Raw genomic sequence first — 19958 nt, 5'->3', positions numbered from 1 at the left:
GGACGAAAGATCAATCGACGTTGAAGACGAGCGGCTTGATCTGGCGGATCGCCTCATTGGCGCGCAGCTTGTTCAACACGTCTTCCGACACGGCAGCATCGACATAGAGCAGCGCGATCGCATCGCCACCCTGCTTGTCGCGGCCGAGCTGGAAGTTGGCGATGTTGACGCCCGCCTCGCCCAGCGTCGTGCCGATGAAGCCGATCATGCCGGGGACGTCGGTGTTGGTGATATAGACCATGTGGTTACCGACATCGGCGTCCAGGTTGATGCCCTTGATCTGGATGAAGCGCGGCTTGCCATCGGAGAAGACCGTGCCGGCAATCGAACGGGTCTGGTTCGCGGTGGTCACCGTCAGGCGGATATAGCCATCGAAGACACCCGACTTGTCGCGCTTGACCTCGGAAAGGATGACGCCCTTTTCCTTGATCATGACAGGTGCCGAAACCATGTTGACGTCGGAAACCTGCGAGCGGATGAGGCCGGCGAGTGCGGCACTCGTCAACGCCTTGGTGTTCATCGTCGCGGTCGCGCCGTCGTAGAGGATCTCGATTTCCTTGATCGCGCTTTCCGTGACCTGGCCGACGAAGGCACCAAGCACGTCGGCAAGCCGGATGAACGGCTTCAGGATCGGCGCTTCTTCAGCGGTGATCGACGGCATGTTGATGGCGTTCGAGACAGCGCCGCGCACCAGGTAGTCCGACATCTGCTCGGCAACCTGGAGGGCAACATTTTCCTGTGCTTCGGTGGTCGAGGCGCCGAGATGCGGTGTGCAGACAACGTTCGGCAGGCCGAAGAGCGGGCTTTCCTTGGCAGGTTCGACCTCGAACACGTCGAAGCCGGCACCGGCGACCTTGCCGGACTTCAGCGCTTCGGCAAGGTCGGCCTCGACGACGAGGCCGCCACGGGCGCAGTTCACGATGCGCACGCCGTCCTTCATCTTGGCGATCGCCGCCGCATCGATGATGTTGCGGGTCTTGTCCGTCAGCGGCACATGCATGGTGATGAAGTCGGCTTCGGCGAAAAGTTCGTTAAGCTCGACCTTCTTCACGCCCATTTCCTCGGCGCGCTCCTTGGAGAGGAACGGGTCATAGGCGATGACGTGCATCTTGAGGCCGATGGCGCGCGCGCAGACGATGGAGCCGATATTGCCGGCACCGATGACGCCAAGCGTCTTGCCGGTGATCTCGACACCCATGAACTTCGACTTCTCCCACTTGCCGGCCTGCGTGGAGGTATCGGCGGCAGGAAGCTGGCGGGCGACGGCAAACATCAGCGCGATGGCGTGTTCTGCCGTGGTGATCGAATTGCCGAACGGCGTGTTCATGACGATGATGCCGCGGCGCGAGGCGGCCGGGATGTCGACATTATCGACGCCGATGCCGGCGCGGCCGATGACCTTGAGGTTGGTCGCTGCCGCGATCAGCTTTTCCGTCGCCTTGGTGGCGGAGCGGATGGCAAGGCCGTCATAGTTGCCGATGATTTCGGCAAGCTTGTCCTTGTCCTTGCCGAGCTGCGGCTGGAAATCCACATCGACGCCGCGATCGCGGAAAATCTGGACGGCGGTTTCCGACAGTTCGTCGGATACGAGTACGCGAGGTGCCATGAGAGGCCTCCTTCAATTGAGTCTAGGGAGATGAGATCAAAGGTGGCTTCGCCCAGAGGACGAAGCCGGTCGCGAAAAAATCAGGCCGCAGCCTTGGCAAGCGTTGCCTTCTGGGTCTCGAAGGCCCAGGTCAGCCACGGCATCAGCGCCTCGAGATCGGCGGTGTCGATGGTGGCACCGGCCCAGATACGCAGCCCCGACGGGGCGTCACGGTAGGCGCCGATATCAAAGGCGACACCCTGCTTTTCGAGCAAAGCGACGAGGCCCTTGGCAAAGGCCGCCTGTGCGTCGGCGTCGAGCGCTGCCACGTCCTTGTCGGCAATGGTCAGGCAGACCGAGGTGTTGGAGCGCGTCGCCGGCTCCTTGGCCAGATTGGCGATCCAGTCGTTGTTCTCGACGAAATCGAAGATGACCTTGGCATTGGCATCGGCGCGGGCCATCAGGCCCTTGAGGCCGCCGACCTGCTTTGCCCAGAGCAGCGCATCGATGTAATCCTCGACGCAGAGCATGGAGGGCGTGTTGATCGTCTCGCCCTGGAAGATGCCCTCGATGATCTTGCCGCCCTTGGTCATGCGGAAGATCTTCGGCATCGGCCAGGAAGGCGTGTAGCTTTCGAGGCGTTCGACGGCGCGCGGCGACAGGATGATGACGCCATGTGCGCCCTCGCCGCCCAGAACCTTCTGCCAGGAGAAGGTCACGACGTCGAGCTTGGCGAAATCGAGGTTCTGCGCAAACGCGGCCGAGGTCGCATCGCAGATCGTCAGGCCCTTGCGGTCGGCCGGAATGAAATCGGCATTGGCGACACGCACGCCGGAGGTCGTGCCGTTCCAGGTGAAGACCACGTCACGGTCGAAGTCGATCGTGGAAAGGTCGGGAAGCAGGCCGTAGTCGGCCGTGATCTTGCGCGTGTCGGGGAGCTTCAGCTCCTTCACGACATCGGAAACCCAGCCCGAACCAAAGCTTTCCCAGGCGACCGTGTCGACGCCACGCGGGCCGAGCAGCGACCAGAGCGCCATTTCGACGGCACCGGTGTCGGAGGCCGGCACGATGCCGATGCGGTAGTCCGCCGGGACTTCGAGCACTTCACGGGTGAGATCGATGGCCTGCTTGAGTTTGGTCTTGCCGATCTTGGCACGGTGCGAACGACCGAGCGGAGCATCGGAAAGCGCTTCGAGCGACCAGTTGGGGCGCTTCGAGCAAGGGCCAGAAGAAAAATGGGTATTGTTCGGACGCAGGTCCGGTGCGGTGACGGCTTTCGTCATGATGGCTATCCTTCCAGATAGAAAGCCCTTCGTTGGGGAAGGGTGTCCCGCCGCCGTAAATATTGAAGAGCCCCTCTTCCGTCAAGCGGATTATGTCGCGAACGAAAAATAATCCGGCGCAATGGAAACGGCGCGCCGGTTGCCCGACGCGCCGTGGAAAACCGGAGAATTGGCCTTACCAGGTGTTGATGCGGATACCGGCGCGGAATTCGTGTTTCTGGAAGCCGTCATCGCGGCCCTTGGTGCCGCTCGCGCCCCAGCCCTGCTCGGTGGCACCATAGCGGAACATCTTTCCGCCCGCCGTGTCTGAGAAGCGATAGCCGAGGTCGAGCTTGATGCGGTCGGTCAGGTCCACCGCGGCACCCGCCATCAGCGCATAGGTAAAGCGCCAGCTGTCCTCGCCCGTCAGTCGACCGCCCGTGTAAGTATCGCCCGAGCACAGCGACGAACCGTCCACGCAGTAAGGCCGGCTCCTCAGGTCGTCCCAGTTGACGTAGGTCACGCCGGCGCCGGCGCCGACATAGGGCGTGAAGCCGGCAAACGTCCCGAGATCCACATAGCCGTTGGCCATGACGTTGATCGCGCTGTAGTCCGCCTTATGGCTGAAGCCGCAGCTTGTGCCGGCCGGTTCATCGCTGCTGCACGGCAGGTTGATGTTCGAATCACCGCTGAGATCGCCGTTGAAGAAATCCGTCGTCAGGTCGGCGCGGAACATGCTGTTGAACTGGTAACCCATCCCGGCGCCGTAGGACAGCGACTTGGAGAAGCGCGAACTGTCGAAGGTCTCCTGCGAGAAGACCGAGCCGCCCGGCGAGTAGACCGTGTAGTCGGGCTTGCCGCCCTTCATCCAGCCGGAATAGCCGAGATCGCCACGGATGTACCAGCCCTCGGCCACCCCGCCGCCGGACACGTCGATTTCCGGCGCATTGATGATGTCGAGATCGCTCGCAACCGCACTGGTTGCGACGAGGCCAGCCAAAATGGCGATACCAATGGGTGCGATGCGACGAAACATGTTCTCGTTCCCTCGAAGCCGGCGAGGCCAGGCGGTTGCGCAATCGGTACAGGCTGCCTTGCAAGGAATTGCCGCGGCTCTATACCGTTGATTAACCATACTTCTTAAGGAGTGAAGGAACCGTTAAGCATCCGGTTCTTTAAGCCCGGAACGAAAAAGGCCGCCCTTTCGGGCGGCCTTGAACATGGATCGGACAGGACGGATTATTTGTAGACCGGCTGCTCGATCGGGATTTCTGCCGGCGGGATGTAAGCCTGCTGGGCGCAGCCGTTGAAGGAGTAACGCAGACCGGCGCGCGCTTCGTGGCTGTAGAAGCCCTTGTCGTAGCCGGGGCCGCCGCCGGCATTGTAGCCGAACATGCCGCCCTTCGTGACATGGCGGAAACGATAGCCCACGTCGGCCTTCACGTTGCAGGTCACGTCGATCGAGGCACCGGCCATGAGGGCGTAGGTGAAGCGCCAGTTCTTCTTGCCGCGGTGATTGAAGGTCGGGTCGCAGTTCGTCGGATCGCCGTCCTCGCAAGAGGTGTTGTTGAGACCCTTCCAGTTCACATAGGTGCCACCGATACCGGCACCGACATAGGGCGTGATGGAGCCGTATGTGCCGATATCCACATAGGCATTGGCCAGCAGGCTCAGCGCCGTCATGGAAGCAACGTCGCGCGAGGTGCAGTTTACCGCCACGCCGCAGCTGCCGGAGGTCGAGCCGTTGAACTTGGAATTGAACATATAGTCGAGCGTCACGTCCGTACGGAAGTGATCGTTGATCTGGTAACCGACACCGCCGCCGATGACGAACCCGCTCTTCAGGTCCGCGGAATCGAAGTTGCGCATGTTGCCGTTCGAGCCCTGGAAGTACTTGGCACCGCGCATCTTGTTGTAGGACCAGCCCATGTCGCCGCGCAGGTACCACCCGCCGGTCTCGATGATGGTTTCCTGCACGGGGGCTTCGATGACCTCCGGCTGGTAGATATCAGCGGCATAACCCGACGTGCCTGTCAGCAGGACGGCTACGACGCCACTCAAAACTTTCCTCATGGCCTGGCTCCAATAGGCTTCTGCTTGGCCGCCCGGCGCACCGGATTCCAAGTCCTTCGATCACCGGGGATAGTGAAGAAAAAAGGTTAATGGCCGATTAAAGTGGATTTTTACATTAAATGAAAGCTTAGGAGACCCAGTAAACAAAGTAATAACTTTGCGATTTCTTAACCGTAGTTCCGCTGCGTTAAGGAAGCTCGAAAGGCATCCGCGTTCGGGGAGATCAGGGGACAGCGGATAGGCCGCCCCATCACACCGTGCTGCCCTCCCCCCACAAGCCACGCGAAATCCACCACCGCTATGCGTGCGCCCTGCTATTGGAGCCGAAGGGTTATCGTGACGGCCGAGTACACCAAGCCAGGAGGACGCAAACGGGCGTCCATCAAGAAGACCATGCGCGCCCTCGTCCCGCTCGCAGGCATCGGCATCATGATTGCCGTCTGGGCTCTGCTCGTGGAGTTGTCGGGTGTTGCCCCCTACACCCTTCCGAGCCCACAAGCGGTTTGCGACGTGCTCATCAAGGACTGGTCGATATTGGGGCCGGCTCTCTGGACTACGACGAAAACGACCCTTCAGGCATTGCTGCTTGCGCTGGCCGGCGGATGGGCCATCGCTCTGCTGCTGGCGCAGGCCCGCTGGATCGAGGCACTCCTCCATCCGATCACCGTGGCCGTTCAGGTAACGCCGATCATTGCGCTTGCGCCGCTGATCGTCATCTATGTGCCGAGCCCGCATATGGCGCAAATGGTCTGCGCGTTCATCGTCGCGTTCTTCCCAATCATGCTGAACACGCTGCAAGGGCTGAAGAGCGCGGAACGCCACCAGGCGGACTTGCTCCGCACCTACGGCGCATCGCGCTGGCAGACGTTTCGCTATCTGAGAATCCCCTCTGCCCTGCCGAGTATTTTCGCGGGCGTCAAAATCGGCGGAGGCCTCGCCCTGATCGGCGCCGTGGTCGCAGAATTTACCGTGGGACAAGCGGGCAGGAATGCAGGACTGGCCTTCCGGCTGCTGGAAGCGCAAACGCGGCTCAACACGCCGCGCGTCTTCGCTGCCCTGGTTCTGCTGGCGGTTCTTGGAGGCACGATCTTCGCGGCGACAAGGCTTCTTTCCCGACACGCTCTACGGCATTGGCACGAGAGCGAAGCGGAGCAAAAGCTGTAAAGCGGGGCAGCTCAATTCAGTTCTTCAAATTCAACCCGACACCCTTGCAGGAAAAACGGGTGTCGAAAGCCTTCGTATAATCGGTATCCGCCTGGAGAAGCTTCACCTTCACCAGTTCGTCGGCGAGCTCTTTGTAGCGCTCGGCGGTCAGGCACCCGATGCCCTTGTTAAGCGCATCACCACTGTCAACAATACCGTATTGCTTGATCTTATCGATGGCATAGGCGATCTGGCCATCCGTCATTTCCGGGTTCTCCGACTTGATCAAGGCATTGGTCGCGGCATTGTCGCCGTACAAATAGCTGTACCAGCCCTCGATCGACGCATCGACAAAGCGCTGAACGAGATCGGGATTCGTATCGACGAGGGTTTGCTGCACCGTAATCGTGGTCGCATAGGGCTTGTAGCCACTGTCGGCGAGCAGAAAAATTTTCGGTTCCGTGCCGGTCTGTTCCTTGATCTGGTAGGGCTCAGCGGTGATGAGCCCCTGCTGTGCCGATTGCCTGTCAGCGAGGAACGGCGCGGGACTGTACGTATAGTTCCTGAATTGCTCGTCGCGAAAGCCGCTGAAATTCGCCTTCATCCACTCGAAATACGCGTTGAACCCGCCCTGCGTCATGAAGATCGTCGGCAGTTTGGCAAGGTCTTCGAATGTCTCCATGCCTGCATCGGGGTGCGCGAGAAGCACCTGCGCGTTCTTCTGATAGAAGGCGGCGACATCGACGAGCGGAATGCCCTGTTCGATCCCGACAAGCTGCTCCTGCTGGGTTCCCAAATAGAAATCGAGTTTGCCTGCGAGCAGCAGAGCACGATTGTGCGTGCCGGGACCACCCTGGACGATCTCCACGTCGAGGCCATAGCGGGCGTAAGTGCCATCCGCGACGGCCTGATAGAAGCCGCCGTGGTCCGCTTCGGCGAGCCAGTCCGTACCGAAACGAACCTTATCGAGGGCGCTGGCAGGAGAGGCAAAGGAGAAGGTGGCGGCTACCAACAAGGTGGCGATTGAGGGCCTTTCGACGAAGCAATGCGAGGTCATTCCAAATTCCTGATGCGAAGGATGCGAGCAATAAACGCATCCCTTGTCTTGGCAGTTACCGGAACAGCTGCATGATGTTCTCGGCGTTCGTGTTGGCGATGGACAGCGACTGGATGGCAAGCTGTTCCTGGGTTTGGAGAGCCTTGAGCCGGGTCGATGCCTCATTCATATCGGCATCGACCAGACGGCCGGTGCCCTTGTCAATACTCTCCACGAGGGTGCGCGCAAACGACGTCTGCATATCGATCCGCGTCTTGAGCGCGCCAAGCTTTGCACCCGCCCCGATCACATCGGCCGATACGACCTCGATATAACCGAGATAGGCGTTAAGCAGGTCGGGATTGGCAACGATATCGATGTCCAGAAAATCCAGCTCGGCCAGCGGCTCGATGCTGACAGCGATTTCGGTGAAGCCGATCGAGGTCCGGCCACCCGTCAGGCGATCGACCGCCTTGTCCGAGCGCAGGCTGATATCGCCCGCCGGCGTGGCCTCGATGATAACGTCCGGCCAATTGGCACTGATAAGCGATTGCAGCAGCAACACCATTTCGTCCGGCGTTTCGATCTTGCCGTTCGATTTTCCAAGCAGCTGGTTGACGTATGTACGGTCGAATGTGTGGCGCGTGGGGGGCGCACCGTTGACGCCGAACTGAAAGTCCACCCTTACGCCGTCGCGGTTGTCGCCGTCCCGGTAAAGCTCGAACATGTCGAAAGCGAGGGTCATCTCCGATCCCCGTGGCCCACCCGTGGCGAAATCGGTAAGGCCCCCACCCGAGCCGACAGTAGAATAGTCCAGATTGCTGATTTCGACAAACGAACCATAGAGACCAGAGTTCTCACGGGTTTGGATCCCGATCACATCGATAAGCGGTTGACCGTCGCGGTGGTAAGTCGTCGCGAGCGCACCCGTACCGGTCGGCAAAGCGCGGCTCAGAACGGTGGCAAATTGCGTATAGGTGGAGATCACGCCGTTCGCGCCCGGAAGCGCCGCATCGACCATTGCCCGGTCGATAACGATGTGCGTGGGCTTACCGGGATGTAACGGCGCATCGACATTGGCAGAGTTGTCGGCGTCGACAGTGAGATCGAAACTGATCGTGTCGCCTGCGTCGAATGTCAGTGGCCCTATAAAGTCGAAATCCTTTACCGCCCGGTGACCCGTCCTGCCATTCTCCTTGTCCATGTGAATAACGCCGAATGTATCCATGAAGGTGTCGTAATTCCGGATCCCGCCCAGCGTTTTCATTTTCCGGGTGTCGGCCTGCAATATGCCGCCGCCGTTCTCGTTGAACAGCGCAATTTCCGAGAGGTGGAAATTGGTCGTTCCCACCGACACGCCGGCGCCGGAGCGGGTGAACGACGAGGTCAGCGAAACCCTGTTCAGGTCGCTGTCGTTGATGTCGGCAATATCGGTATTCAGCCAGTTGACGCCGTTGAAGCTGGCCGAGGTGGCGATGTCGACGACCTGCCCCTTCAACTGCTCCAGCTCGGTCTGGATTTTTGCCTTGTCGACGCCATCTTCCTTGGCGGCAACGAGCTTGGCCTTGAATTGTGCAAGGCTGTCCGAGACGGCTTCGATCGCGGCATAGGCGACATCGATCTTGGCTGCACCAAGGCCCAGCGCATCCACGACGGCGGAGAGGGCCATATTGTCCGAGCGCATGGTCGTGGAGATCGACCAGTAGGCCGCATTGTCGGCGGCGATCTGCACACGCAACCCGGAACTCACCTGCCGTTGCGTCTCGACCATGCTGGCACTGGTCATGCGCAGGGTTTGCAAAGCGGCCATTGCCGCTGCATTCGTCAAAATGCTGGTCATGTTAAAAGCCCCAAGCGAACAGGCTAACCTCCGGACGTGAAAACCAGTCCGGCAGAAAAAGGCTAGCAATGGTTGGAACACTTTTAACGGTTAACCACGAGGGTGCCCGCCATAATGGCGAGACCGTCACCCCAAATAAACGAGAGAACCCGGTCGTTTAGGGCTGCCCAGCCGGAATTGATCTCTCAACCGAACCGGGCACTTTCGTTAAGGGTTTTGCACCACACTAGGTTAACGGGGCGTTAACGGCGGCGATGCCAAGACGCCGCTGAAGCGCAGGAAATGCGGTATCACGCTTGCGACCAGTTCGAATTCCGGCGCGAAATCGGCAACAAGCTGTACGAACTTGCTCTCTACTTCGGCCGTGTTGTGGATGTCGTTCACCGCGACGGAATTTTTCCGCAGGAACCGCGAATAGAGCCGCCCTTCGTCGGCGGTGCCGGCCGGAAAATGGATTCGCTCCAGTTCTTTCGCCAATGCTGCCAGCTTGATCGCCTCGATAATCCCCTTGCGGACGTCCGGATTGGAAATCGGCCCGACTTCCGCGTTCAGCTTGAGAAACCCCGTGGTTCCGTCATCGCGCGCGCGTATCTCAACCCAGGCAATAAACGCATAGCCTGCCCACCAGTTGTCACAGCCCGGCCATGCGTCCTTCGTCTTGTACAATTCCTCGTGCCATTGCGCGGGCAGAAAGCTCACGAGGCTTTTCTCAAGTCCTGAATGGATAAACGTACCATTGCCGATCCTGACCAACTTTCCGCGCGGAGGATTGTCACCAAACAACCGCTGAACTGCACGTCCAAAACCCGAGCCGGAATTGCGTTCCGTGAGAAGATCCAGCACCTGTTTATGGTCGCGGTAAAGCTGACGGGCCAGATTTTCCATTTCGGATCGTTCTCTGCTCATACCTTCCAGGTCCCCGGCAACTTTTAGGTGGTGGATTAGGCATGTAGTCCGATCGTCGAGAAGAAGAAAGCCTCCCTGCACACGAGCGACCAAGGACGTGAACTTTCACCTGTTTTCCGGCAGCGCAGGACGATGCGCTTGCGCCGCGCAAACGAAAAAGGCCGGAGCAAATCGCTCCGGCCTTTTCAAATTACAGCACCGGCAGTTTCAGGCAGCGCTGCGCACCGAACCGATGAGGTTGACGAGTTCATCGACGATGCGCTCCACCTGGGCACGGTCGTCGCCTTCCGCCATCACGCGGATCAGCGGCTCGGTACCGGACGGGCGGATGAGAAGGCGACCGGTCTTGGCCAGTTCGCTTTCGGCATCGGCAATTGCCTGGCGCACGACGGTATCTTCGAGCGGCTGGCCGGTCTTGATGCGGACGTTCTTCAGCACCTGCGGCACGGGCTCGAAGCGGTTGCAGATTTCGCTGACGGACTTGCCGCTGCGCTTCACGCAGGCCAGCACCTGAAGGGCTGCGACTAGGCCATCGCCGGTCGTGCCGAAATCGGAAAGCACCATGTGGCCGGACTGCTCGCCGCCGACATTGTAGTCGTTCTGGCGCATGTGCTCGACGACATACCGGTCGCCGACCTTGGTGCGCTGGAGGTTCAGACCCTTGCCCGTCAGGAAGCGCTCAAGGCCGAGGTTCGACATGACGGTTGCGACAATGCCGTTGCCGCGCAACGTGCCGTCCGCCGCCCAGCTTTCGGCAATGACCGCCATCAGCTGGTCGCCGTCGATGAACTTGCCGTTCTCGTCGATGATCTGCACACGGTCGGCATCACCATCGAGTGCGATGCCGATATCGGCGCGCACTTCATGTACCTTGCGCTGCAAGGCCTCGGGATGGGTGGAGCCGCATTCGAGATTGATGTTGAGACCATCCGGCTCGTTACCGATCGTCACGACATCCGCACCGAGTTCCCAAAGGGCCGCCGGCGCCACGCGATAGGCGGCACCGTTGGCGCAGTCGATCGCGACGCGCAGGCCCTGCAGGGTGACATCGCGCGGAAGGGTGCGCTTGGCATGCTCGATATAGCGGTCATGCACGCCGTCGATGCGCTTCGCCCGGCCGATTTCCGCGGACTTGGCGAGCTGCGCCGTCATGTCCGTATCGAGCAGATCCTCGATTTCCATTTCCAGGTCGTCGGACAGCTTGTAGCCATCGGGACCAAAGAGCTTGATGCCGTTGTCGTAGAACGGATTGTGCGAGGCTGAGATCATCACGCCGATATCGGCGCGCAGCGACCGCGTCAGCATGGCGACGGCCGGCGTCGGAATCGGGCCGAGCACGAAGGCATCGATGCCGGCGGCCGTGAAGCCCGCGACCATGGCGTTTTCCAGCATGTAGCCGGACAGCCGCGTGTCCTTCCCGATGACCACCCGGTGGCGATGGGCGCCGCGACGGAAGATCGTGCCCACGGCAATGCCGACGCGCATGGCAAGATCGGGCGTCATCGGGAAAAGGTTCGACTGTCCCCGAATGCCGTCCGTACCAAAATAACGACGTTTCATGTTTACTCCTGAAAATCGCCAGCCGCGGCGGCGCTGTCTCGCTGCACCCGGCTTCTAGGTGTTCTGCCCACCATACTCCACGGCGTCATACATCAAGCCGGTGGAAGTCGGAATAGTGTAACTCCGCAACCCTATCTTAACCTTAAGCGCCGGGTGAACGTCGCGCTTCTTTGCCATAGAAGCAGGGAAATAGCATCCATCCGCAGATCAGAAATGATTACAGGCCGTTACCAAAAGAAAACGGCCGGGACTATTTGCCCGGCCGTCTGCCATTGCTTGCCTTATATTATTGTGGCTGGGGCTCCAGGCCACCTTCCGTCTCGCCGCCCTTCTTGTGGCCGGCCTTCGGAACGGCGGAGCCACGGTGCGGCGGCGTGTCGTCGCCAAGATCGCGCGCCGGCTTTTCGCCGCGGATCAGCGCCTTGATCTCCTCACCCGTCAGCGTCTCGTATTCGAGCAGGCCTTCGGCGAGCGCCACGAATTCGTGGTGCTGCTCGGTGATGATGCGCTTGGCCTCGGTATAGGCTTCGTCGATCAGGCGGCGCACTTCGTTGTCGATCTTCTGCGCGGTGGCTTCGGAAACGTTCTTCTGCTGCGACACCGAATGGCCGAGGAAGACTTCCTGCTGGTTCTCGCCATAGGCGACGAGACCGAGCTGGTCGGAGAAGCCCCACTGGGTCACCATCGCGCGGGCAAGCTTCGTCGCCTGCTCGATGTCGGAAGACGCGCCGGAGGTGATGTTGTCCTTGCCGAAGGTGACTTCCTCGGCGACGCGACCACCCATCATGATGGCGAGGCGCGAGGCCATCCACTTGTAGCTCATCGAGTAGCGGTCACCCTCGGGAAGCTGCATGACCATGCCGAGTGCACGGCCGCGCGGAATGATCGTCGCCTTGTGCAGCGGATCGGCAAGCGGCACCTTGAGGGCGACGATGGCGTGACCGGCTTCGTGATAGGCGGTGAGCTTCTTTTCCGCCTCGGTCATGCCCGAGGAACGGCGCTCCGCCCCCATCATGATCTTGTCCTTGGCGTCCTCGAACTCCTGCATGGTGACGAGACGCTTGTTGCGACGCGCCGCCATCAAGGCAGATTCGTTGACGAGGTTCATAAGGTCGGCACCGGAAAAGCCGGGCGTACCACGGGCCAGAACCTTGAGGTCGACATTCGGCGCCAGCGGCACGTTGCGAACGTGAACCTTGAGGATGCGCTCGCGGCCGACGATATCCGGATTCGGCACGACGACCTGGCGGTCGAAACGGCCGGGACGCAGCAGCGCCGGGTCGAGAACGTCCGGACGGTTGGTCGCGGCAATCAGGATGACGCCTTCGTTCGCTTCAAAGCCGTCCATCTCGACGAGGAGCTGGTTCAGCGTCTGCTCGCGCTCGTCATTGCCGCCGCCGAGGCCGGCGCCGCGGTGACGACCGACCGCGTCGATTTCGTCGATGAAGATGATGCAGGGCGCATTCTTCTTGGCCTGCTCGAACATGTCGCGCACGCGGCTCGCGCCAACGCCGACGAACATTTCGACGAAATCCGAACCGGAAATCGTGAAGAACGGCACATTGGCTTCGCCGGCGACGGAGCGTGCAAGCAGCGTCTTACCGGTACCGGGCGGGCCGACAAGCAGCACGCCGCGCGGAATGCGTCCGCCGAGGCGCTGGAATTTCTGCGGATCGCGCAGGAATTCGACGATTTCTTCGAGGTCCTGCTTGGCTTCATCCACACCGGCGACGTCCGCGAAGGTGACGCGGCCGTGCGCTTCGGTGAGCAGCTTGGCCTTGGACTTGCCAAAACCCATCGCACCGCGCGAGCCGCCCTGCATCTGGCGCATGAAGAACAGCCAGACACCGAGGATCAGGAGCATCGGCAGCAGCGTGCCGATATAGCTGAGGAAGCCGGACGAACCGTCCGTCTCCGGTCGGGCGCTGACGACGACGTTCTTCGCCTCAAGGCGCTGAACGAGCGTGTTGTCGCCGGCCGGGGCATAGGTCTGGAAGGTCGCGCCGGTCTCGACATAGCTGCCGACGATCTTTTCGCCGGTGATGACGACTTCCTTCACCCGGCTCGAGTCCACCTCTTTGAGGAACTGCGAATAGGGGATTTCCCGCGAACCGGTCTGCGCCGGGCTCGTCTGGAACATGCTGAACAACGCGATCAGCAGAAGGGCGATTATCGCCCATAGGGCGAAGTTACGGAAATTGGGATTCATCGAACTTTCCGGGCACTTTCCCGGCCGGAGTCTCCCGGCCGCTTCTCTATCGCCTAACATAGGGTCGCCTTGCGGCCTTGCCAAGGCAAAGCGCGCGATCCCGGGGCTTTTCTCATAACATTGTCAACGTCGAGGAAGGATCCGGGTCCTTCCTTCACATTGAGCCTGCAAACACTTTACCACAACGCTTCCGGGTGCGCCTTCATTCGTTAGGCGGAGACGAAAACGGCCTGCCCCCGACAATTCTCGCAAGTGCACTGGCAAGCGGCAGATCGAAACCGGGCAGGAAACGGGCATAGGGCGCGATCGAAGGCTCCAGGCGCACGTCGTGCTCGGGCACGATCGCGCCGTCCTCAAATTCCAGGTGCGGCATGGCGCGGCGCGCGCGCAAGGCCGGTCCGCGAAGCACGGTGTCGCCCTGAACCGCTTCGTCGCCGGCCGCCGCTACCAAGATGGTTCGCCCGGTGGCGTTGGCCACACGATACCGGCCATCCCAGAGCGCCGCCGTTCCCGCCGGCAGGGCAAGCGTTTCGATCCCCCGGCGCTCACGATACAGAAACAGGCCGGCGCGGCGATGATCGAAGACCACGCCGCCGGCCGTCAGCCGCGACAGTCTGCCGCTGGCGAGAAAGGCGTGCAGACGGTCCGCGGAAGCCGTTTCGAGCGTATGCACCCGCCCGCCCGCCGTCGCCGCGAGCAGCAGAAGCCCGCGCCACGCTGCCGGATCGCCAAGAAGCAAACCTACCGCAGCCGGATTTATCGCAAACAATCCATTCTCCGCCCGCACATTTCCGATGAGAAAAGCGGCCGCGCGCTCGGAAAGGTGGTGCCTGCCATCGGAAGGACGCATCGGATCTGTCGCCGCCTCACGCTGTCGGATGCGCACGCGTTCAAAATGCGGGTTCCTGTTGCTCGGGTCGTCGAGCCAGGTCTCGCCCCGTGCGGAAAGGAACGCCCTGACGGTGGCGCGGTCCAGCGACAGAAAGGGCCGAAAAAGCCAGACAGCCCCGTTGAGAAGAACCGCATCCGCCATGCCGGAAAGGCCGATCCCCTCCCCGGACCGCTCGGCGCGCATGGCAACCGTCTCGTTCTGGTCATCGCTGGTATGGGCAGCGAGGATACAATCCGCACCCAGTTCCGCGGCTGCCTCGACGAGGAGGTCATACCGTTTGGCGCGCGCGGCGGCTTGCAAGCCCGATGCGGGCTTTTCGCCTTCCCAGCGGCGGGTGACATGCGGAATGCCATGTCGAGCGCAAAGCGCTTCGACCCATCTCGCTTCGTCGGTCGATCCGGCGCGCAGGGCGTGGTCGATGGTGCAGGCGGCAAGGATGATGTCCGGATAGCGCCCGGTCGCGCAAAGCGTGGCGAGCGCCACGAGCAGCCCGGTCGAATCGCTGCCGCCGGAAATGGCGACCAGCAGCAGCGCGGGACTTTTGAAACTTCTCAGAAAATGGCCGGTTGCCTCGACGACGGGGTTTTCCGCGCGGGCCACGGCCTTCAATACGTCCGCAATCAGCAGGACAGCCGGCTCTGTTCGGAAGAAACCTTGCTCTTCACGGCCTTGGATGCGCTCGGGTAGCGCTTGTTCACTTCGCGCAGCGTCGCGCAGGCGGTTTCGCGGTTGTCGAGGGCAGCGAGCGACATGCCGAGCTTCAAGAGCATTTCCGGCGCCTTCTTCGACTTGCTGAAGGTCTGGTGCGCATTCAGGAAGGTCTTGGCCGCGTCGTTGAAATTGCCCTGCGAATACTGCGCTTCACCCAGCCAGAAATTGGCGTCCGCCGCCTTCTCGCCCTTCGGGTAGATGTCGAGATAGTCGCGGAATTCGCGCTCGGCGAGCTGGTAGTCACCGGTCAGCACATGACCATAGGCAACCTTGTAGAGGTCGTCCGGATTGTCGAGCGACGCGCTGGAGGACCCCGACGCCTGCGGCAGGCCGTCGTCGACACCCGGCAACGAATTGTCATTGCCGATGGAGGCGCTCTGGTTGTTCAGGTCGGGATTGGCTTCGGCACCGATCGGATTGCCGTTCTCGTCGAACTTGATGGAACCCAGTTCCTGCGGCTGTGCACCGCCGTTCGTCGACCCAAGCGTGTCGGTCCCGGCGGTATCATCCGCCGGCACCCCGTTCGAGGCGGTCTGCTGGTCCGCAGTCCCGCCATTCACCGGCCTGTCGAGCGCGCCGCTCTTGCCGGTGCCCCCCTTGCCGCCTTCGATTTCCTGGAAGCGATACTCGTTGTCTTCCTGTGCCTTGCGGATCTGCTCCTGCATCTGCAGCAGCTGGTAGCTCATTTCCTCGATCCGGCCGTTGAGGCTGCGGATCTGCTCTTCGAGCTGACCGACCCGCGGATCCATGGCCTGCGCCAGAATCACATTGCCCTTCTCCGCCTGTTCGCTTTTTGCCGGCAGGAAGCCGGTCGCCAGCGTCGAGAGCGGCGATGCGCTGATCGGCCCGACCATGCCTGCTACCGCTGCCAGACTGAGAACGCCTGCCGCGACAAGTTTCTTCATCTATTTTCGTCCCGTTGGTCCATTGTGCGCCGAAGCGCTGCCGAAGAGTTTTCCAAATGCTCTCAAAAAGCAACGGAGTTCGGCCAAAGTGTGTTGAAAAAAGAAAGGCGGCCTCTCGGCCGCCTTTCGCACCATCCTTCCCGGGGGAAGGAATTACATGCCGGCGCCGCCGAGAACGGTCACGGCGCGGCGGTTCTGCGACCAGCAGGAAATGTCGTCGCAGACGGCGACCGGCTTTTCCTTGCCGAAGGAGATCGTCTTTATGCGGTTGGCCGGGATGCCGCGCGATGCGAGATACTGGCGGGTCGAAGCCGCACGGCGTGCGCCGAGCGCGAGGTTGTATTCGCGCGTGCCGCGTTCGTCGGCATGGCCTTCGACCGTGATGGCGTAGTTCGAATATTTCTGCAGCCACTGCGCCTGACGGTCGAGCGTCGCTGCGGCATCGGCACGGATCGACGTCGAATCGGTGTCGAAGAAGATGCGGTCGCCGACATTGACGGTGAAGTCCTGCTGCGAGCCCGGCGTTGCGGCGCCAGCACCGTTCAGGCCGAGGTCGCCAGCATTGTTCGGCAGGTTCTTCTTGGAGGCGCAGCCTGCGAGGGCGAGCGTCATGAACAGGGCGATCATTGCCGGGTTGCGGGCGATGGTCTGCATGCGGCCAACGGCCGGGGAATGAATGCGGCTCATGAGCCGGTCTCCTTGCATCAGTTTTTGCGTCAAGTTCGTTGAAGCGGCGTTTTCAATCAGGGTTGCCAGACTGTAACCGCGAGCGGTTAATCCGCATTCAACGACTATGGTTAATGATTGCTTTAAGACCGTCCCCGGCCCCCTGCATTGTACGTAGAAACAGCTCTGCCGCGTCTCGCCTTGAAGCCTGATTTACAGGACTTTGCGGCAAGAACGCGGCAGAGCTGCCATATGCGTGTCCTATTCGAGAAGCGGTGACCAGGCCGGGTCAGAAGCAAAGCCCTTCGTCTGGACGAGCTGCTCGTTGTAGCCGGAAAGGTCGATCGAATAGATCTGCGGACCACCGGCGCCCGCACCCTGGCGGAAGAACATCAGCACGCGGCCATTCGGCGCCCAGGTCGGGCCTTCATTGTGGAAGCCGCTGGTGAGGATGCGCTCGCCCGAACCGTCGGTCTTCATCACGCCGATCGAGAACTTGCCGCCCGACTGCTTGGTGAAGGCGATGAGGTCGCCACGTGGGGACCAGACCGGCGTCGAGTAGGAGCCGTCGCCGAAGGAAATGCGGCGCTGGTTGGAGCCGTCCGCACCCATCACGTAAAGCTGCGGCCTTCCGCCACGGTCGCTTTCGAAGACGACCTGCGTACCGTCCGGCGAATAGGACGGCGAGGTATCGATCGCCGCCGTCGAGGTCAGCCGCGTCGTGGTGCGCGAGCGCAGGTCCATCGTGTAGATGTTGGAATTGCCTTCCTGCTGCAAGCTCATGATGACCTTCTGGCCATCCGGCGAGAAGCGCGGCGAGAAGGTCATGCCCGGGAAGTTGCCGACCACCTCGCGCTGCCCCGTCTCAAGCTGGAGCAGGTAGACGCGCGGCTGGTTGCCCTCGAAGGACATGTAGGTGATTTCCTGGCGGCTCGGCGAGAAGCGCGGCGTCAGGACGAGCTCGTTGGAGTTCGTCAGTGCCCGGGCGTTGAAGCCGTCCTGATCCATGATGGCGAGCTGACGTTTGCGGGCGGTCTTCGGGCCGCTTTCGGCGACGTAGACGACACGGGTGTCGAAGTAGCCCTTCTCGCCGGTCAGGCTCTCATAGATCGCATCGGCGATGATATGGGCGACGCGGCGCCAGTTTTCCGGCTGCGTGTAGAACTGCTGGCCGGTCAGCTGCTGGCCGCTGAAGGTGTCCCACAGGCGGAATTCGGCGCGAAGACGCCCGTCGCCTTCCTGCGTCACACGACCGGTAACGAGAGCCTGCGCGTTGATGACCTTCCAGTCCTCGAAGCGCGGCGGCTGGTCGGGATTGGAGATCTTCTCGATGAAGGCCTGCTTGTTGACCGGCGCGAAAAGGCCGGACCGCTTGAGGTCCGCCGCGATCACATCGGTAACACGCTGACCGAGATCACCGCTGGCGATGAAATCCGTCACGGCGATCGGCAACGGCTCGACGTTACCCTTGTTGATGTTGATTTCCACTCTTGCCCAGGCCACCGGCAGGGACACTGCGAGGCCGGTCAGCACGACCAGGAATCGGAGGAGATTGCGTCTGAACATCTATCTAGGCCTTCCTAGTTCTTACATCATTGCGCTGGGGTCGAAGTTCACGACGACTTCGTTCCACGCGTCATATTTTTCAGGCGGCAGCCCCTTGAAGGGCCGCGATTTCATGATGGCGCGGCGCACGCCGCCGGCTAGCGCACGGCGCGCAGAATCCGAACCGCCCGTCGCAACGACTTCCGGCTCGCCGATGATGTCGCCGTTCTGGTCGAGCTGCATGGTCACCTTGATACGCACGTCCTGTGCATCGGACATGCCGGGCGTGATCGACCAGTTGTTCTCGATCTGGCCGCGCAACGCATCCATTTCGCTCAGGCTCAGCTTGGTGCCGCTCGTCGTCTTCTTGCCGCCCAGCGCCGCCTGATCCTGCGAGCGCTTGGCGCCGCCGCCGGCTGCCTTTTCCTTGTTGAGAAGTGCTGAAATCTCGTCGGCATTGAAGTCGCTGTCATTCAGCGAGCTAGCCTTTTCCTGCTTCTTCTTCTGATCTTTCTTGCGGTCGGGCGTCTTGGCCGTTTCGGCCTTCGCTGTCTCGACCTTCTTGCTGTCCTCAGCCTTCTTCGTCTCGGCCGTCGCGGTCTCAAGCTTCGGCTTCATCTCGGGAAGCGGGATCTTGTCGGGCAGCGCTTCGGCTTCCGGATCCGCGGTCGGCTTTTCCTCGGTGGGGGTCGCCTCGGGCTTCGGGTCCGGCTTGACCTCCTGCTTGGTCTCGGCGGTCGCTGTGACTTCCGTCGAAGGCTCGCTGGCAGGCTCTTCCTGCTTCACGTCCTCGACGGGCTTGGTATCGGGCGTCTGAACGACCTTCTCGGCTTTTTCCGGCGAGGCGGCCGTCTCGACATCGCGCGGCTTTTCTTCCGGCGTCGGCGCGGTCTTCAGGTCGACGTCGTTGTCCCCGGCGTTTTCCGCATTCTCGACCGGCGTTTCCTTCTTGGTCGGAATGGGGGCGGCCTTTTCCCTGACTTCGGCCTTCTTGTCGCCCTGCTGGATCTGCGTCAGCTCCTCGATCGACACCATGTCGACCGGCAGCGCTTCGACGCTGACGACGTCGAAACTTTCAGGACTGCCGAGCGAAACCAGCGCCGCGGTGAGAACCAGGGCGTGAAGCACGGCGGATGTGGTAAGGCTGCCCTTCATGGCCTGCGTTTACCTGTCCAGTTTCTGCTCGGTGACGAGGCCGATATTGGTGAACCCGCCAGCCTGGATACGCGACATCACGTCGGCGACAATGCCATAGGGCGCATTGCCGTCGCCGCGCACGAAGACGCGCTCGGTGTAACCCGTGGTCGCCACGGCCTGCAGCTTGGCGGCAACCTCGTCGATCGGGATCGCCGTTTCCTGCAGGAAGACCTGACCGTCGGCCTTGACCGACACGGTGATCGGCTGCGTATCGGCGTTCAACGCCTTGGCCTGCGTCTTCGGCAGGTCGATCGGCACGCCGACCGTCATCAGGGGTGCCGCCACCATGAAGATGATGAGCAGCACGAGCATGACGTCGACGAACGGCGTCACGTTGATCTCGCTCATCGGGGCGCGCTTGCCGCCACCGCGGCGACGGCGGCCGCCGCCTGAATTCTTTGAACCGACTGACATGCCCATTGGCGTCG

The 19958-nt window shown here is 61.4% G+C and carries 15 protein-coding genes and 2 pseudogenes; 1 reads left to right on the top strand and 16 read right to left on the bottom strand.

The genetic code is table 11. The features are described from left to right. Positions 1-10: 10 nt before the first annotated feature. The 4 genes from serA to BSY16_RS19605 all read right to left on the bottom strand — a co-directional run bounded on the left by serA (position 11) and on the right by BSY16_RS19605 (position 4920). On the bottom strand, positions 11-1606 hold the full coding sequence (gene serA / locus BSY16_RS19620) for a phosphoglycerate dehydrogenase (RefSeq protein ID WP_069061235.1): 1596 nt from the start codon (positions 1604-1606) through the stop codon (positions 11-13). A gap of 80 nt (positions 1607-1686) precedes the next feature. After that, the gene (locus tag BSY16_RS19615) at positions 1687-2868 is read right to left on the bottom strand and encodes a phosphoserine transaminase (protein WP_069061234.1); all 1182 of its coding nucleotides are present in this window, start codon (positions 2866-2868) and stop codon (positions 1687-1689) included. A gap of 175 nt (positions 2869-3043) precedes the next feature. Continuing rightward, positions 3044-3883: an outer membrane protein gene (locus BSY16_RS19610; protein ID WP_069061233.1), complete on the bottom strand. Its 840-nt coding sequence runs from the start codon at positions 3881-3883 to the stop codon at positions 3044-3046. 203 nt (positions 3884-4086) lie between these two features. After that, on the bottom strand, positions 4087-4920 hold the full coding sequence (locus tag BSY16_RS19605; RefSeq protein ID WP_069061636.1) for an outer membrane protein: 834 nt from the start codon (positions 4918-4920) through the stop codon (positions 4087-4089). Positions 4921-5256: 336 nt separating this feature from the next. Here BSY16_RS19605 and BSY16_RS19600 point away from each other — a divergent pair, with 336 nt between their 5' ends. After that, positions 5257-6084 carry an ABC transporter permease gene (locus tag BSY16_RS19600; RefSeq protein ID WP_286157158.1) on the top strand — a complete coding sequence of 276 codons (828 nt, stop codon included), beginning with the start codon at positions 5257-5259 and terminating at the stop codon, positions 6082-6084. A gap of 16 nt (positions 6085-6100) precedes the next feature. Here BSY16_RS19600 and BSY16_RS19595 read toward each other — a convergent pair whose 3' ends face one another. The 12 genes and pseudogenes from BSY16_RS19595 to tolR form a co-directional block, all read right to left on the bottom strand. Further along, positions 6101-7120: an ABC transporter substrate-binding protein gene (locus tag BSY16_RS19595; protein WP_069061232.1), complete on the bottom strand. Its 1020-nt coding sequence runs from the start codon at positions 7118-7120 to the stop codon at positions 6101-6103. A gap of 55 nt (positions 7121-7175) precedes the next feature. After that, positions 7176-7457: pseudogene (locus BSY16_RS33270) on the bottom strand (flagellin); the annotation flags it as partial. Positions 7458-8546: 1089 nt separating this feature from the next. After that, positions 8547-8939, bottom strand: a pseudogene (locus BSY16_RS33090) (flagellin N-terminal helical domain-containing protein); the annotation flags it as partial. A gap of 231 nt (positions 8940-9170) precedes the next feature. Beyond that, a complete protein-coding gene (locus BSY16_RS19585) occupies positions 9171-9824 on the bottom strand; it encodes a hypothetical protein (protein WP_150130006.1) in 654 nt (217 codons plus the stop codon). Positions 9825-10052: 228 nt separating this feature from the next. Further along, complete coding sequence (glmM, locus tag BSY16_RS19575) at positions 10053-11405, bottom strand: phosphoglucosamine mutase (protein WP_069061228.1); 1353 nt, start codon at positions 11403-11405, stop codon at positions 10053-10055. A gap of 286 nt (positions 11406-11691) precedes the next feature. Beyond that, positions 11692-13614, bottom strand: a complete 1923-nt coding sequence (gene ftsH / locus BSY16_RS19570) for an ATP-dependent zinc metalloprotease FtsH (protein ID WP_069061227.1) — start codon at positions 13612-13614, stop codon at positions 11692-11694. A gap of 202 nt (positions 13615-13816) precedes the next feature. Next, positions 13817-15106 (bottom strand): tRNA lysidine(34) synthetase TilS, encoded by a 1290-nt coding sequence (gene tilS, locus BSY16_RS19565; RefSeq protein ID WP_171902436.1) that lies wholly within the window; start codon positions 15104-15106, stop codon positions 13817-13819. Positions 15107-15126: 20 nt separating this feature from the next. Continuing rightward, complete coding sequence (ybgF, locus tag BSY16_RS19560; RefSeq protein ID WP_069061225.1) at positions 15127-16122, bottom strand: tol-pal system protein YbgF; 996 nt, start codon at positions 16120-16122, stop codon at positions 15127-15129. Positions 16123-16275: 153 nt separating this feature from the next. Then, positions 16276-16809, bottom strand: a complete 534-nt coding sequence (gene pal / locus BSY16_RS19555; RefSeq protein WP_069061224.1) for a peptidoglycan-associated lipoprotein Pal — start codon at positions 16807-16809, stop codon at positions 16276-16278. Positions 16810-17049: 240 nt separating this feature from the next. Further along, positions 17050-18354, bottom strand: a complete 1305-nt coding sequence (tolB, locus tag BSY16_RS19550; RefSeq protein WP_069061223.1) for a Tol-Pal system beta propeller repeat protein TolB — start codon at positions 18352-18354, stop codon at positions 17050-17052. 21 nt (positions 18355-18375) lie between these two features. Next, positions 18376-19488, bottom strand: coding sequence for a cell envelope integrity protein TolA (gene tolA / locus BSY16_RS19545; RefSeq protein WP_069061222.1), 1113 nt, complete (start codon positions 19486-19488; stop codon positions 18376-18378). A 9-nt stretch (positions 19489-19497) separates the two neighbouring features. Next, positions 19498-19950, bottom strand: coding sequence for a protein TolR (gene tolR / locus BSY16_RS19540; protein ID WP_069061221.1), 453 nt, complete (start codon positions 19948-19950; stop codon positions 19498-19500). Positions 19951-19958: the final 8 nt, after the last annotated feature.

Origin of the sequence: Sinorhizobium sp. RAC02 (assembly GCF_001713395.1) — a bacterium.
Lineage (GTDB): Bacteria > Pseudomonadota > Alphaproteobacteria > Rhizobiales > Rhizobiaceae > Shinella.
The sequence above is the reverse complement of the archived record's forward strand: the minus strand, read 5'-3'. Positions and strand labels throughout refer to the sequence as shown.